The sequence below is a fragment of the Iningainema tapete BLCC-T55 genome, from assembly GCF_014698965.1.
Classification (GTDB): domain Bacteria; phylum Cyanobacteriota; class Cyanobacteriia; order Cyanobacteriales; family Nostocaceae; genus Iningainema; species Iningainema tapete.
The window spans coordinates 15,012-28,225 of record NZ_JACXAE010000119.1 but is presented as its reverse complement, the minus strand read 5'-3'; the positions used below and the strand labels follow the sequence as shown (position 1 = coordinate 28,225).

21 protein-coding genes are annotated in these 13,214 nt (G+C 41.5%); 6 read left to right on the top strand and 15 right to left on the bottom strand.

The annotated features are described in order from the left end of the window. Positions 1-45 precede the first annotated feature (45 nt). Together trpC and ICL16_RS39880 are read left to right on the top strand one after the other, a co-directional pair. Positions 46-936, top strand: a complete 891-nt coding sequence (gene trpC, locus ICL16_RS39885) for an indole-3-glycerol phosphate synthase TrpC (RefSeq protein WP_190837277.1) — start codon at positions 46-48, stop codon at positions 934-936. Positions 937-1,038: 102 nt separating this feature from the next. Continuing rightward, entirely contained in the window at positions 1,039-1,290 is a 252-nt protein-coding gene (locus ICL16_RS39880) for a DUF5340 domain-containing protein (RefSeq protein ID WP_190837275.1), read from the top strand. Positions 1,291-1,457: 167 nt separating this feature from the next. Here the strand turns inward: ICL16_RS39880 and ICL16_RS39875 are convergent, their stop codons facing one another. From ICL16_RS39875 to petM, 6 genes are all read right to left on the bottom strand, one after another. Continuing rightward, positions 1,458-1,649 carry a DUF2949 domain-containing protein gene (locus ICL16_RS39875; RefSeq protein WP_190837347.1) on the bottom strand — a complete coding sequence of 64 codons (192 nt, stop codon included), beginning with the start codon at positions 1,647-1,649 and terminating at the stop codon, positions 1,458-1,460. Between the two features lie 408 nt (positions 1,650-2,057). Then, positions 2,058-2,597: a DUF192 domain-containing protein gene (locus ICL16_RS39870; RefSeq protein ID WP_190837274.1), complete on the bottom strand. Its 540-nt coding sequence runs from the start codon at positions 2,595-2,597 to the stop codon at positions 2,058-2,060. 72 nt (positions 2,598-2,669) lie between these two features. Further along, positions 2,670-3,356 (bottom strand): response regulator transcription factor NblR, encoded by a 687-nt coding sequence (gene nblR, locus ICL16_RS39865; protein ID WP_190837272.1) that lies wholly within the window; start codon positions 3,354-3,356, stop codon positions 2,670-2,672. Positions 3,357-3,603: 247 nt separating this feature from the next. Continuing rightward, positions 3,604-4,521, bottom strand: coding sequence for an NAD(+) kinase (locus ICL16_RS39860; protein WP_190837271.1), 918 nt, complete (start codon positions 4,519-4,521; stop codon positions 3,604-3,606). A 156-nt stretch (positions 4,522-4,677) separates the two neighbouring features. Continuing rightward, a complete protein-coding gene (locus ICL16_RS39855) occupies positions 4,678-5,661 on the bottom strand; it encodes an SDR family oxidoreductase (RefSeq protein WP_190837269.1) in 984 nt (327 codons plus the stop codon). Between the two features lie 175 nt (positions 5,662-5,836). Beyond that, entirely contained in the window at positions 5,837-5,944 is a 108-nt protein-coding gene (petM, locus tag ICL16_RS39850; protein WP_190837267.1) for a cytochrome b6-f complex subunit PetM, read from the bottom strand. A gap of 195 nt (positions 5,945-6,139) precedes the next feature. Between petM and pdxA the strand changes: the two genes are divergently transcribed. From pdxA to ICL16_RS39835, 3 genes are read left to right on the top strand one after another with little or no spacing between them, the layout of a single operon-like run. Then, complete coding sequence (gene pdxA / locus ICL16_RS39845) at positions 6,140-7,186, top strand: 4-hydroxythreonine-4-phosphate dehydrogenase PdxA (RefSeq protein WP_190837265.1); 1,047 nt, start codon at positions 6,140-6,142, stop codon at positions 7,184-7,186. A gap of 21 nt (positions 7,187-7,207) precedes the next feature. Then, the gene (locus tag ICL16_RS39840; RefSeq protein ID WP_190837263.1) at positions 7,208-7,546 is read left to right on the top strand and encodes a type II toxin-antitoxin system RelE/ParE family toxin; all 339 of its coding nucleotides are present in this window, start codon (positions 7,208-7,210) and stop codon (positions 7,544-7,546) included. Then, positions 7,536-7,829, top strand: a complete 294-nt coding sequence (locus tag ICL16_RS39835) for a helix-turn-helix domain-containing transcriptional regulator (RefSeq protein ID WP_190837261.1) — start codon at positions 7,536-7,538, stop codon at positions 7,827-7,829. Before ICL16_RS39840 ends, ICL16_RS39835 begins: the two co-directional genes overlap by 11 nt. 90 nt (positions 7,830-7,919) lie before the next feature. On the opposite strand, the gene ICL16_RS39830 is transcribed toward ICL16_RS39835, so the two are convergent. Both ICL16_RS39830 and ICL16_RS39825 read right to left on the bottom strand, forming a co-directional pair. After that, a complete protein-coding gene (locus tag ICL16_RS39830) occupies positions 7,920-8,540 on the bottom strand; it encodes a Uma2 family endonuclease (protein WP_190837259.1) in 621 nt (206 codons plus the stop codon). Positions 8,541-8,575: 35 nt separating this feature from the next. Next, the gene (locus ICL16_RS39825; RefSeq protein ID WP_190837257.1) at positions 8,576-8,893 is read right to left on the bottom strand and encodes a hypothetical protein; all 318 of its coding nucleotides are present in this window, start codon (positions 8,891-8,893) and stop codon (positions 8,576-8,578) included. Positions 8,894-9,280: 387 nt separating this feature from the next. Between ICL16_RS39825 and ICL16_RS39820 the strand changes: the two genes are divergently transcribed. Further along, on the top strand, positions 9,281-9,592 hold the full coding sequence (locus ICL16_RS39820) for a hypothetical protein (RefSeq protein WP_190837255.1): 312 nt from the start codon (positions 9,281-9,283) through the stop codon (positions 9,590-9,592). Between the two features lie 6 nt (positions 9,593-9,598). Here ICL16_RS39820 and ICL16_RS39815 read toward each other — a convergent pair whose 3' ends face one another. From ICL16_RS39815 to hpnJ, 7 genes are all read right to left on the bottom strand, one after another. After that, complete coding sequence (locus tag ICL16_RS39815) at positions 9,599-9,994, bottom strand: protein rep (RefSeq protein WP_190837253.1); 396 nt, start codon at positions 9,992-9,994, stop codon at positions 9,599-9,601. Beyond that, a complete protein-coding gene (locus ICL16_RS39810; RefSeq protein ID WP_190837250.1) occupies positions 9,912-10,229 on the bottom strand; it encodes a hypothetical protein in 318 nt (105 codons plus the stop codon). The genes ICL16_RS39815 and ICL16_RS39810 overlap by 83 nt, the downstream gene beginning before the upstream one ends. A gap of 187 nt (positions 10,230-10,416) precedes the next feature. Continuing rightward, a complete protein-coding gene (locus ICL16_RS39805) occupies positions 10,417-10,788 on the bottom strand; it encodes an aspartyl protease (protein WP_190837248.1) in 372 nt (123 codons plus the stop codon). Continuing rightward, complete coding sequence (locus ICL16_RS39800) at positions 10,785-11,102, bottom strand: hypothetical protein (RefSeq protein WP_190837246.1); 318 nt, start codon at positions 11,100-11,102, stop codon at positions 10,785-10,787. Before ICL16_RS39800 ends, ICL16_RS39805 begins: the two co-directional genes overlap by 4 nt. Before the next feature lie 48 nt (positions 11,103-11,150). Next, positions 11,151-11,447, bottom strand: a complete 297-nt coding sequence (locus tag ICL16_RS39795) for a hypothetical protein (RefSeq protein ID WP_190837244.1) — start codon at positions 11,445-11,447, stop codon at positions 11,151-11,153. Between the two features lie 75 nt (positions 11,448-11,522). Further along, a complete protein-coding gene (locus ICL16_RS39790) occupies positions 11,523-11,711 on the bottom strand; it encodes a hypothetical protein (RefSeq protein ID WP_190837242.1) in 189 nt (62 codons plus the stop codon). 39 nt (positions 11,712-11,750) lie between these two features. Beyond that, on the bottom strand, positions 11,751-13,193 hold the full coding sequence (gene hpnJ, locus ICL16_RS39785) for a hopanoid biosynthesis associated radical SAM protein HpnJ (RefSeq protein ID WP_190837239.1): 1,443 nt from the start codon (positions 13,191-13,193) through the stop codon (positions 11,751-11,753). Between the last annotated feature and the right edge of the window lie 21 nt (positions 13,194-13,214).

Below are 13,214 nucleotides of genomic sequence, written 5' to 3'. Positions count from 1 at the left end.
CCGGGGCGTCTCTACATTTTCCCCCCCATTCCCCATTCCCTAATTATGCAAATCCGTCGCCGTCAACCTAACCCTGCTGTTGCTGTATCCATGATGCGCTATCAGGTTGCTTTGCCTGATGCGGAGCCGAAAAATATCTTAGAAGAAATTATTTGGCACAAAGAAGTAGAAGTTGAGCAAATGCGGGAGAAGTTGTCTTTGCAAGAGCTGCAACGTCAAGTACTTTCAAGCCCCCCTACCCTTGATTTTGTGGCTGCACTACGTCAAGGTAAGACTAAGCCTGCTTTAATTGCGGAAGTGAAAAAAGCTTCTCCCAGTAAAGGAATTTTACGCCCAGACTTTGATCCGGTGGCGATCGCCTTAAAATATCAACAAGGTGGCGCTAGTTGTATTTCTGTACTGACAGATACAAAGTTCTTTTCTGGCAGCTTTGAAAACTTAGCTAAAGTTCGTACAGCGGTAGATATACCACTACTATGCAAAGATTTTGTGATATATCCCTATCAAATGTACTTGGCAAGACTTCAAGGTGCAGACGCGGTATTGTTAATTGCGGCAGTACTTAACACCCAAGATTTGCAATACTTTCTCAAAATTGCCAATGCACTAAAAATGGCTGCTTTAATCGAAGTTCACACGGTTGCCGAGTTAGACAATGTACTAGCTCTAGATGGCGTTTCCTTAATTGGTATTAATAATCGCAACTTAGAAGATTTTTCCGTTAAATTGTCCAATACTTGCGAAATATTAGCAGCAAGAGGTAAAGAATTACAGGAAAGGAACATTGTTGTTGTCAGCGAGTCAGGAATAGATAGAACAGAAGATTTAAATGTAGTATTACTTGCAGGAGCATCAGCCGTTCTGATTGGAGAGTCTTTAGTGAAACAACCAGATCCTGAATTAGCAATTACTCATCTTTTTGGCAAATCTTTATGAGTAAAATAATCTTACTGTAGCTAAATAGTTATTAATTGTGTAAAGATTTATGTAATAAAAAAATCAAAAACACATCTAAATCAAAAATCTAAAGTTATTTACATGGAGCAAATTCCTCTGCCTTCACCAATCCACTACGAGCTCATACTGCAACTTCTCGAAAGGCAAACGATGTCAGCAGTCAGTGATAACCCAGATTTACGGCATCAGGTAAATCAATTAATTATTACCCTACGTAAAGCAGCCGCTCAACAAAAGCATTTGGAAGATGTTTGCCAATTCTCTTCTTTGGCGATAGATCACCGTTGGTCAATCAATCATCTTAACAATAGACAAGTTACTGCTTCTGAATGAGTTAATCTTAATTCAAGATTTAGAAAAGGCGGGCATTTTCAGTAACCCGCCCCACCAGAGTATTAAATAAGTATAAGTATATATACTCACTTTCTTTATCCATCAGCTTTTGAAACAAGCAAATCCGATGTGGCATGTTTTGATTCTCCTTAACGAGTTACTCACTTTTATACAGTTTCGAGCCAATCGTAAATTTTTTCTAACTGTTCTAGAGTAATTAAGCCATATTGCCATAGAATCATCGGCAGTGGACCTGGGTCTTGTTCACTACGACGAAGAGCGACTGCAACCGAAGCTGTAGAAAGAGCTAAATCTTCTAATAGAAAACTAACAAGTCGAGAATAAGTTGACGGTAACATTAGCATTTCACCTCCTTGTGTGAAAAGTATTTTCAAGTATTAATTTACAAATTGAAGCAACTGGTGTGCAGTATTTAAGTTGTCACTGCACTTACGCCAATCAAATCCAAAGTATAAGTGTGTGTAGTGTTATTTAATAGAGAAAAGTGGGAATACTAATAATAGCACCACTTTTCTACTTTGATAACCAATAACAACAAGCTTACTTGTTAAGGTATGTTTAATCTTTTTTACCTCAGTGCAGTAATTGTCTACACCTATACGAAGAGAGATTCCTGAATCTATACTCTCTGATTGGCAACATTTAGTATCTATGCCAAAAGAAGTATTTTTGACCAGTTCTTTGGGCAAGGCAGAAAGCAGAAGATATAAGTATATTTTTATACCTTAGTGCTGGCTCATGACAAATTAGCTTTGTGAAGTACTAGGGTTGAAAAACTCAATTTTAAGGCGATCGCCTGCTTTCAATTTTAACTCAGCAGCCCTTCCAGCACGCAGTTCTATGACCATATCAACAGGTTTGTTAGGTCCATAAGTAGGACAAGGATCGGTAGTACAAGGGGGTACAGAAGGAGCAATATATTGCACCTGCCCTTGATTAAGAAAAACCATATCTAGAGGTACAGGTACATTTTTCATCCAAAAACTGACAGGTTGCGGAGACGAAAACTGAAACAGCATTCCTCTGTTATCTGGTAAAGCAGGGCGATACATCAATCCCATTGACTGCTGTTGTGGAGTTCTTGCCACTTCCAACTGAATCTTTGTTCCATTGGGAACAGTCGCACTAGCGGAAATTGGTAGTTCTTGACCAGAATTATTTGTAGCTAGTATTTTATCCCAATTCATTGATACCTTGGATGAAGAAGGAGAAACTGCTGTTGTTGAGGTTGAACAACTAATCAGCAGAAAACTCAGTATTACAGAAAAACTTAACCAACGAAGCATAAAATTTTAGATTTTAGATTTTAGAAGCTCAAAAATATAACTCAAAAACAACCTTATTTTACAAAAATTTACTTATTGTTCTCTCAGAACGTAACCTACACCTCGCACCGTTTGGATTAAGCGCTTTTGACCTTCATCTTCTATTTTCAGGCGTAAGTAACGAATATACACTTCAATGACATTGGATTCGCCCATAAAGTCATAACCCCAAACATTTTCGAGAATTTGTTCACGGGTTAATACTTCCCGGGGATGTTCCATAAGATACTTTAGCAGTTCAAACTCTTTCATGGTCAAGTCAATTGCCCGTCCATTATTAATGGCGCGACGGGTGGCTATGTCTAAAACTAAATCGCCGAAACGTAACTGCTCAGTGGTATCTATATCCGGTTTGAGATAAAGACGAATCAAGTTCAAAAAATCTTCTGAACGGTAGGGCTTGAGGAAGTAATCGTCAGCACCTGCTTCTAAACAAGCGATTCGATCATCAACTGCATCCCGCGCCATTAAGACTAGCACAGGCTCGCGCATTCCCGTATTGCGCAAATTTTTACACAGTGAAAGCCCTGATTCTCCTGACAACATTCTATCGATTACAATTAAAGCAGGAGAGCGATCCCGGCAATTTTGTATACCATTTGCCCCATCTGCCGCCAAGACGGGATCGTAGCCTGCTTCTTTCAAATCGAAAGCCAGTTGATTTGCTAGGCTTTCATCACTTTCTATCACCAAAACACAAGGGCTGTGAGCGAGAGTCATATGGATTTTGGATTTTAGATTGGGGTAGAGTTGCTTTTTCCCAGTTTTTGATGAGTGAGCAACTCTGAGTTTACTAGTCTTCTACCCTGTTTTAGCACGTTTAAGTATCAGCTATCCTAATTATGGATACTGTAAATTTAATGACTAATTCAGAATTTGATATTTTTGATTTATGAGAACAACGTCAATCCAAAATCCAAATACTTTTGACTTTTGACTTTTGACTTTTGACTTTCGCGCAGCGGTGTTAGGGTAATTCCACAGAAGTCGGCTTAGCGATGTGTGGTAAACCCCAACCGAGTTTTTCCCGTAGAATGCGGAAAAATTCTGGTGGTTGTAGGCGGATGAAACGGGCGCTATATTGCGATCGCGTCACTTGTACCCGATCATTGGGTAGAACATAGCAGCCGCCATTACCATCTACCACCATTACCAAACGAGGTGTATTGACTGGATAAATATTTACTGGCTCACTATCAGGAAATACCAAAGCCCTAGAAGCTAGGGAGTGAGGACAAATCGGCACTAATTGTAACACAGGCACACCAGGAGTAACAACTGGTCCACCTGCACTCAGAGAATAAGCTGTAGAACCAGTTGGCGTGGAAATAATCACACCGTCTGCGGCAATATCCACAGGCGCATGGCATCCCACGGCAATTTCAAAATGGCACATTGAAGTCAAGGGTTCCCGATGCAGCACCATCTCATTCAAGCAGAGAGCTTCCCAAATTACGGCATCTTCTCGAAACACCTTAATTGTCAGCATTACCCGCTCTTCTATTTCATACTTACCTGCCATTACCTGCTCTATTGCTTGTGGTACTTGGTTGAGGTAGGTTTCCGTCAAAAATCCCATGTGTCCCGTATTTACCGTTAGCATAGGAATACCACAAGGTGCGACTTGACGAGCCGCCGCCAAGACAGTACCATCTCCCCCCAATACAACAGCAAACTCTGTTTCTGAATCAAAGCCAGGGGGTGTCAAACCTTCAATTGGTGTGTGGCATACAGGGCTTTCCGGGTTGGAGTAGCCCAACATACCACCTACGCCAGTTGTGATGCACACATCCCAACCTGCGGCTGTGAACTTTTCCTTGAGTTCGAGCGCGACACGACTCGCGATCGGTTTAACGTCATTGTAGATAATGCCTACTTTCGGCACAATCAGATATCCAAGTTTTGATGATGCTTCTTATTATGTTTATAGTTACACATTTTTGACAACTTAGTCACTAGTTATTTGTCAAAAATCATTATTTTATCTTCTCTCCTGTACAGACGCTCTGCCGTAACTGTACAGACGCGATTAATCGCGTCTCTACTGACTACTTTTAAACGGAGATCTTTTTGATTTCTGCTTTTTCTTTTTATCTTTTTCGTAGTCTAGCTCTTTAAGCTTCTTCATAATTCGGTTGAAGTACTCTTGCAAATAGCCTTCTACTGTGGTAGTTTCGTTTTGGTCTAAACCAAATACTCTGTAAACCTCATCCATTTGAGCATTCAGCGGTTTACCACTTGCCAGTACTTCTGTAAACGCCAGTCTATCTGATACGTTCCACCCCCATTGGAAGAATCGCAATACTTGACGCATTGTCCGCAATAAATTTATGGGCATCCGCGATACTCTACCATCTTTTCCAGACAAGCGTTCGCAAAGGCTAATGATTTCTTCAGCACTCCAAGCTCTGGTTCCCACTACAGGAAAGGCTTGCTTTTCTGTTTCCTTTACTGATAAAGCACGTACAGCAAATTTAGCAATGTCTTGCGTATCCATATAGGCAATGGGAGAAGACGTACCCGTTACCCAAACTGGCTGCCCTTCTAAAATGGGAATTCCGTATTGCCCGATTAAACCTTGCATAAAGCCTGCTAAGCGCAATACGGTATAATTTAATCCCGATTCTGCTAAAAATAATTCTGTACACCGCTTAATTTCCATTAGCGGTACTTCTGGATATTGATCTGCTTCTAAAATTGAGAAAAATATAAAACGTTCTACACCCGCCGCTACTGATGCTTGGATTAAAGATACTTTGCCTTCCCAATCCACCTGTTTAATACTTAGTGAATCCGTAGGACGAGATGTTGCCGCATCAATAACTGCGGTGACGCCTTCAAGTGCTGCCTGTAATGTCTGGGGGTAACACAAGTCTCCAGGTACAAGTTCCGCTCCCCATTCTTTGAGAAATGCAGCTTTTTTTGCACTCCGAACAAGACAACGTACTTGGTATCCCTCATCGATGGCACGACGAGCCACTTGTCTTCCCAAGGTGCCAGTGGCACCAACGATTAATAATGTCATGAGGGTAATTTAAGGATATTTAAACTTTTATGAATAAAATCTTATCAGATGGAAGTATGTAAACAAAAGTTTACAAAAAATTTAACTAAGCCTTTTGACAGGGGGTAGGGTGTAGGGAAAATTTTGTCTCACCACACCCGTATCTTAAATTTAGAGACGTTCCGCCGGAACGTCTCTACTCTTCTTCAACGCCCTGAACTTTAAGTAATAAAGTACCTACAGCCCAGCCGACAAAGATTAAACCAAAAGACAAAAGAGCTGCATTCAACATTTCGCCGCTCATTGATGTGATTCTCCTTTACGAATTATTTAATTAAGTTAAGTCTATCAGCAGCCAGGTAGAGACGCTATAGTATTAGACCTGCATTAATTATTGTAAATCACAATTCCCACAGATGGTAGAGACGTTCCGTTGGAACGTCTCTCTAATTCGTCAAAACGTCTATCCCACAGCATAACCACAAAACCAAATTATATTATGTATCAAATTGGTCAAATGAAAAGAGAAAATTTACGTAATAACCATCGCCCACGTCTAGCACTAACATTGGGAGATCCAGCTGGAATTGGAACTGAGGTAATTTTAAAAGCTTTGGCAGATCCTGAAATCAGCAAAAATTGCGATCTAACAGTAGTAGGTAGCCAAGATTTATTACGGAATTACGAAAAACTGAATTTAGCCGAACTGTCAATCCTTAATGTACCCCTACCAGAACATATTCAACAAGAAATTGTGATTGGAACAGGTAATGCGGCAAGTGGCGCGGCTAGCTTTGCTTATATGGAAACAGCCATTACCCGTACACTAGCAGGTGAGTTTGATGGAATTGTTACAGGTCCGATCGCCAAATCTGCTTGGAAGGCTGCCGGATATAATTATCCTGGGCAAACAGAACTTTTGGCAGAGTTAGCAGGTGCTGATCGTGTGGGAATGTTATTCGTAGCGCGATCGCCTCATACTGGCTGGACACTCCGCACTTTACTCGTTACCACACATATACCATTATGTCAAGTATCTCAAGTATTAACACCGGAGTTGATGACAGAAAAACTTGAATTGCTGGTGGAGTGTTTGGAACGTGACTTTGGTTTAAAGACAGCGAGGATTGCGATCGCTGGTTTAAATCCCCACAGTGGGGAACTTGGACAACTTGGAAAAGAAGAACAAGATTGGCTAATACCGTGGATAGAGCTTGAACGTAAAAATCGCCCAAACATAAAGCTAGAAGGTCCCATTCCACCAGATACAATGTGGGTCAAACCAGGTCAAGCTTGGTACGGAAATGCTCAGATTCAAACCGCTGATGCCTACCTTGCACTTTACCACGACCAAGGCTTAATTCCCGTCAAGCTGATGGCATTTGACAGAGCAGTAAATACTTCAATCGGTCTTCCTTTCATTCGCACATCACCCGATCATGGTACAGCATTTGATATTGCCGGAAAGGGAATCGCCGATGCTACAAGTATGAAAGCAGCCATTCAGTTAGCGGCTGAGTTGGTGCAACAAAGGAGAGAAGCGTAAGAATCACCTGACATGTAAAGTATGGAAGTACAACCAAGGGAGATCAGAAATTACCTGACAGCAGATGGGAGAAATCCTTTTGATGAGTGGCTAGATAGTTTGCGAGATAGAAAAGCAAAAGCTAAAATCAGAGCAAGACTTGACCGAGTTGAAGATGGTAATTTAGGAGACTATAAGTCAGTTGGAGACGGTGTTTTTGAACTGAGAATAGACTACGGTCCTGGCTACCGCATATACTTGGGACAAGACCAGGTAACAATTATTCTACTTTTATGTGGGGGAGATAAAAGTACTCAAGCACAAGATATTCGTATAGCTAAAGAATATTGGCAAGACTATAGGAGTAGAGATGACGCCTAGAAGTACAAGTTATCACGAAAAACTTATTCAAGACCTACTAGACCCATTGGAAGCTGCAACTTATATCGAGGTTGTTTTAGAAGAGGGTAACCCGAAAATGTTAAGTAAGGCGCTGAAAAATGTTATTGAAGCGCAAGGAGGAATTTATCAACTTTCAGCACAAGTTAAGGAATGTTATGAAAAACTTGACCAGATGTTGTTGGAGAAAGAACAAGTGGAATTTTATTGTCTGAGTGCCTTGCTTGATGCTTTGGGGTTGCACCTAGCAGTAACAGTTAAGTGAATCTGAGGCGACAATCCAGAATCTAAAATTGGATTCGACGCTTCACAAGTACTCACCAAAACAATATCGCTGCCTATTTGTAAATTAAATCTACAAAACTGAATCAAAAACCTGTTGCGCGGTCAAGTTTAACTGTGGCAATGTAGGCGATACAATACGATCAGTACCCCTAAACGGGGTCATTTGATATTCTGCGTCCACTAATTCACATACGAAAATAGTAGGTTGTTTGGGGTTGCCAATAAATTTGCGCCCACCTAACGCTGCATAGTCTACAATCCAGTATTCTGGGATGCCCATCTCTTCATAGTCCCCAAACTTATCGTAGTAATCATCACGCCAATTAGTGGAAACGATTTCAACAACTAACGGTACAGTTTCGGAGTAAATAACAGTCGATTGTTTTTTCCACAGCGGTTCATTTTTAAGATTATCGCGGTTGATTAACAATACGTCAGGTATATAGGCAGATTCCCCACTGGATGTTCTGACTAAAGCTGATTTTGGGATGCGGTAGGGTAGGTTGTGCCGCTCAAACTCGGCTGCTATTTTTTGGGTTAAAAAACCTACAACATCTTCATGATCTCCAGTTGGTGGAGGCATTTCTACAATTACTCCATTATGTAGCTCGTAGCGCAATATTGAATCCGGATACCATTCGATGAATTCATCAAAGGTAAATAGCTTTTGTGTGGGTAGGGTTTGGGTCATAATGTACAATGCATCTTTTTGCTATCTGCTCTCTATCATATTGTTCCGGATACACCTGTCTCATTAATCCGGAATATAAATACAGGAGCATTTGGGTGCTGCTGACGAGACTTGTTAATAGCAGTTAATTCATCTGTGTCTATGAAATAGTTTCCACTCTCCGGTTCAACTGCCATGTACCAGTTATAGTGAGTGTTTATTAACTCTGGTTGAACACGGTCAAAAATGGGTTTGCAGCGCTGGTAAAATGCCTCTTGTTGAGCTTTCCATTGCGCTATTTTTTCTTCAGACCACTGAATTTCTGGGAATATTCTTCCCCGGCGTGCTGTGCGCGTATTCCTTGTATCAGTCATTGTTGCTTCTCCCTTTTTAACTCAAAATAGCTCTTAGACAAACCACGTTCAAGCTTCTCATCACTCTATAAATTTGTTCTTCCCGTTCCGCCCGTACTTCAGCCACTGGATCTCTTGGATACATTTCGTGTATTCAGTAAATTTCTTGTCGAAGAATGCTCGCTCACGCTCAAAGGTAATATTACGTCGCTTTTAAGGCAGTTTTATAACTGCTCATCGGGGTTATTTCCCAGTTTCTAGTCAAGGTAATTTTCATCCCCCAGTCACCTATTCGTTAAGTGGCGGGGGTTTCTTTTTTTGTTTGTTCGGGCAGGGTGAAGCTGTGACTCACGCAATTATTCATAGGCTATCGCCTAAATAAATAGGAAAAACTAATGAGGTATTAATATGCCAGAATTCTTGATTAATCTTAGTGAAATTCCCGGCTTTCCCGTGGGAAGACTCTTCGTACCTTACTCTTTCACAACCAACCCTACTTTTCTTCTTTGGTATAAGTCTGTTCGCATTCACCGTGAAACCTTTTATGTTACTGGAAAAGTGATTTGGTTTATTGCTTCTTATACTGAATACTGCCGTCTTGCATCTCGATATCCACACCATCGCCATGCCGCTTATACTCGGTATCTTTTGAACTCCGCTTCTACTTTCTTTAAGGGACTCAAACCACCGTACCTTCCTGATTATGAGTATCTTGACTAATCTTAGTTACCCCTCTATCTTGTACTTCTGTACCTTGCGCTCCCATCTGAAAGACACACTTGCCCCATCTACCTCATCCGTCTCTTCACTCTCGTCAATCAGGTCTTGATTTTTCTCCTCTAATTCCCGCATATACTGCCTTAGTACACCCCCTACAGCAATTGCTCTAGTTTTGTGTAGTTGGCGGGTTAACTCCAAAAACCATTCGCGATCGCTAACCAAGTCTGACTCCTTGAGCTGATACTTAAGAATTTCTGGGATGAGCGCTTTGGGATCGTGATACTTGGCGATCGCGCTGACATAAATAACTGGCTGGTAATCAATCCGTAAGCACTGCTGCCATAATGCTACCCACTTGGCATGGGAAAGATAGCCATGACTGAAATACGAAGGCGGTATCATTGCTAAAATATGTATCAGAACACATTCTCACTCGCATAGCATAGGAATGGAAGCAACCTTCAACAGCGCTAGCATAATATTCGGAAACTTGATCAGCGTTGGCTCGATGCTTGTCCCAAGCTTTACCTATTGGCGAAACCTCGGTTAATCTCAGTTGACTTCTACTTTGTTGGTACTTGTCATCAGGAGATACATTGGCAGCAATAAAGCTTTTGTCAGAGGCTTGAGCAGACACGAAATACCCGCTCCGTGTTTGGTTTGATGTGGATAACTCAAACTAACACGTCGTTTAACATATTTATTTCAGTAACTGTACTGAAATATCACTAAATTTATAGTTGTCTGGAGCGTTTGTAGATTTTATTTGTAGAGCGTTATCCCTCTACTATCCATCCATAAGCAGCGTTACAAAGCGAGTGTTATTAGCTACTTGTTCCTAGTGTTAAAACTCCTGATAGCACATCCACTACCAACCGCCGACTTTTCAACCACTGACGACCTAGTAAAACTTCTGGTACTCCATCACCCGCATAAACAGGAATATCAAATTCTTGTCCATCAATTCGCACTTTTCCTACATGGATATCAAACTCTGCTTCCCCGGAAGCAGTCTGCAGAGTTTGCTTACGCACATAAATCCAATCTAGCCCATCTAAATCCTGGCTGTTGATGGTTAGCCATCCTGAGAACCCTGTATCTAGAAGTGCTTCAGTTGGCAGTTCCAATCCATTAGCAGCAATTAATTCAATTTCAAAGAATAGTTCATCATCATCGCCAAACCTACCTTGGATCATATCGTCCCAGATGTCCCTGTTTCATTGATGCGGAAGACAAACGGGATAACATTCGGGTGCTTTTGACGTGCTAATTGTGTAGCTACTTCTACATTCTGATCAATAAAATAATCTCCACTATCAGGTTCAACTGCCATGTACCAGTTGTAGTGTGTTTTGATTAACTCTGGTTGAACTTGGTCAAAAATTACTTTGCAGCGCTGGTGAAACGCCTCTTTTTCAGCTTTCCGTTGAGCAATATTTTCTGGTGTCCATTGAATTTCCGGGAAAATTCTTCCCCGACGCGCTGTACGAGTAGGCTTTGTATCAGTCATTGTTACTTCTCCCTTCTTAACTAAAAGTATTTTTTGGTTGAACTACTTTTAAGGTTCTCCTCTCATTACCCTTTCAATTTGTTTTTCCCGTTCTGCCCGTACCTCAGCAACTGGATCTCCATGATACATTCCATGTACTCTGTAAATTTCTAGCCGCCTTTGCTCTAAACGCTCCAAAGCTTCTTTTCGCTGCTGTTTCTTGTGTTCAAGAGATTCTAATCCCAAACGCACAACTTCTCTTGCTACATCAGAAATTGGGCGGTTTTGCTTACTTGCCAGTTGCTCTAAAGCTGCATATTGTTCTGGCTCTAAAACAAGTTGAGAGCTATTATGTTGTTCACTCATACATACCTCTGGATACGTTAACTAGTCCTAGTTCCCTCCCCGATTTCGGGGAGGGTTAGGGTGGGGTAAAAAATTCTATGATTTAGAAAACTCAGCTGTTGGATTTGGCTTTTGTCGAGGCATGAATCTAAAAATACGCAAAGCGATTTTAGCCAGTGCAGGCATAAGTTGCGGCTGAAGTAGCTGTTGATCGTATACACTCAACCTTCGAGCATTTTCTTGAAGGCAAGTAGATAGAAACAACTCAGGAGTAAGATTATCCACAAAGTTACTAGCTCCAGTGGCGGTGAAACCTTATATTTATTAATTGTTTACTGAACTCACTACTTGGTTGCGACGCTCTTTGAGGTAAGAGAAGAACTCGCGCCCCTCGCGTAGACGACGCACGAGCATTTGCGGATCGCTAAGCATTTCACCAACAATCGGGATAATAGCTTTAGGTCTAAAATAGAATCGGCGGTACATTTGCTCAACAGCATCCTCAATTTCGGTGTTTTTGAGGTTTGGATATTGCAGCGTAGACATTTGAATTCCAGAATTAGCCACTAGGGAACTGTCATTAAACCAGCCATTTTGTTGAGCTTGTTGATAAAGTTCCGTTCCCGGATAGGGGGCGGCGATGGAAACTTGAATGGTATGAGGACTAATTTCGCAAGCAAAGCGAATTGTTTCTTCTATTGTCTGGCGGCTTTCATCGGGTAAACCGATAATGAATGTACCGTGTACGGTAATGCCAAGTTTGTGGCAGTTTTGCATAAACTTCCGTGCCACTTCTAGCTTAATACCTTTCTTAATTCCATCCAGAATTTGTTGATTACCAGATTCAAACCCTACCAGCAACAACCGCAAGCCGTTGTCACGCAGTTGCTTGAGTGTATCGTAGTCTAAGTTAGCACGGGCGTTGCAACTCCAAGTGAGTTTCAGTCGTTTCATGTGTTCGCTGATGGCGATCGCCCGTTGCTTATCTATCGTAAACGTGTCATCATCGAACATGTACTCCCGCACACTAGAGCCAAATATCGCCTTAGCTTCTGCCATTTCCTGCCCTACCGCCTCTGGACTTTTGCTCCGATATTGGTGTCCCCCTATTGTTTGCGGCCAAAGACAGAATGTGCATTTTGCCGGACAACCGCGCCCTGTATAAAACGAAACATAAGGGTGTAGTAAATATCCTATGAAATATTTCGTAATATCCAAATCACGAGCGTAGATTGGTAATACACTGGGCATACTATCCCAGTCGTGAATCAGTGAGCGTTCTTCATTGTGATTAATATTACCATTATTATCACGGTAGCTCAGACCTTTAATTTGCTCACTCGGTTTGCCTTCTGCTAATTCCTTACAGGTATAGTCAAATTCATTGCGACAAACAAAGTCAATGACTGGGTTTTCTTGCAGAGTTTGCTCTGGTAAAACTGCCACATGCGCCCCAACAAAGCCAATTTGTACATTCTTGTTCTCAGCTTTGATTGCCGCCGCACATTTTACATCATTATATAGTGAAGGCGTGCTGGTGTGCATGATCACTAACTCGTAATCTTGAGCAATTTTCAGCACATCTTCCACAGTTTGATTATGTGGTGGCGCATCCACCAGCTTACTACCAGGAACAAGAGCGGCAGGCTGTGCCAACCATGTAGGATACCAGAAAGAGGTAATTTCGCGTTTGGCTTGATATCGCGAACCCGCACCACCATCAAATCCCTCAAAAGAAGGAGGGCTAAGGAACAGAGTTTTCTTCACAGACTTCTCTCCCATATATTT

Coding starts and splice junctions, on each gene's coding strand:
- ICL16_RS39800 (WP_190837246.1), bottom strand. CDS start 11,102: ATGACTGATACAAAGCCTACTCGTACAGCGCGTCGGGGAAGAATTTTC.
- ICL16_RS39820 (WP_190837255.1), top strand. CDS start 9,281: ATGCCAGAATTCTTGATTAATCTTAGTGAAATTCCCGGCTTTCCCGTG.
- ICL16_RS39870 (WP_190837274.1), bottom strand. CDS start 2,597: ATGCTTCGTTGGTTAAGTTTTTCTGTAATACTGAGTTTTCTGCTGATT.
- ICL16_RS39830 (WP_190837259.1), bottom strand. CDS start 8,540: ATGACCCAAACCCTACCCACACAAAAGCTATTTACCTTTGATGAATTC.
- ICL16_RS39815 (WP_190837253.1), bottom strand. CDS start 9,994: ATGATACCGCCTTCGTATTTCAGTCATGGCTATCTTTCCCATGCCAAG.
- pdxA (WP_190837265.1), top strand. CDS start 6,140: ATGTATCAAATTGGTCAAATGAAAAGAGAAAATTTACGTAATAACCAT.
- ICL16_RS39795 (WP_190837244.1), bottom strand. CDS start 11,447: ATGAGTGAACAACATAATAGCTCTCAACTTGTTTTAGAGCCAGAACAA.
- nblR (WP_190837272.1), bottom strand. CDS start 3,356: ATGACTCTCGCTCACAGCCCTTGTGTTTTGGTGATAGAAAGTGATGAA.
- ICL16_RS39855 (WP_190837269.1), bottom strand. CDS start 5,661: ATGACATTATTAATCGTTGGTGCCACTGGCACCTTGGGAAGACAAGTG.
- ICL16_RS39840 (WP_190837263.1), top strand. CDS start 7,208: ATGGAAGTACAACCAAGGGAGATCAGAAATTACCTGACAGCAGATGGG.
- ICL16_RS39805 (WP_190837248.1), bottom strand. CDS start 10,788: ATGATCCAAGGTAGGTTTGGCGATGATGATGAACTATTCTTTGAAATT.
- trpC (WP_190837277.1), top strand. CDS start 46: ATGCAAATCCGTCGCCGTCAACCTAACCCTGCTGTTGCTGTATCCATG.
- ICL16_RS39835 (WP_190837261.1), top strand. CDS start 7,536: ATGACGCCTAGAAGTACAAGTTATCACGAAAAACTTATTCAAGACCTA.
- ICL16_RS39825 (WP_190837257.1), bottom strand. CDS start 8,893: ATGACTGATACAAGGAATACGCGCACAGCACGCCGGGGAAGAATATTC.
- ICL16_RS39880 (WP_190837275.1), top strand. CDS start 1,039: ATGGAGCAAATTCCTCTGCCTTCACCAATCCACTACGAGCTCATACTG.
- petM (WP_190837267.1), bottom strand. CDS start 5,944: ATGAGCGGCGAAATGTTGAATGCAGCTCTTTTGTCTTTTGGTTTAATC.
- ICL16_RS39875 (WP_190837347.1), bottom strand. CDS start 1,649: ATGTTACCGTCAACTTATTCTCGACTTGTTAGTTTTCTATTAGAAGAT.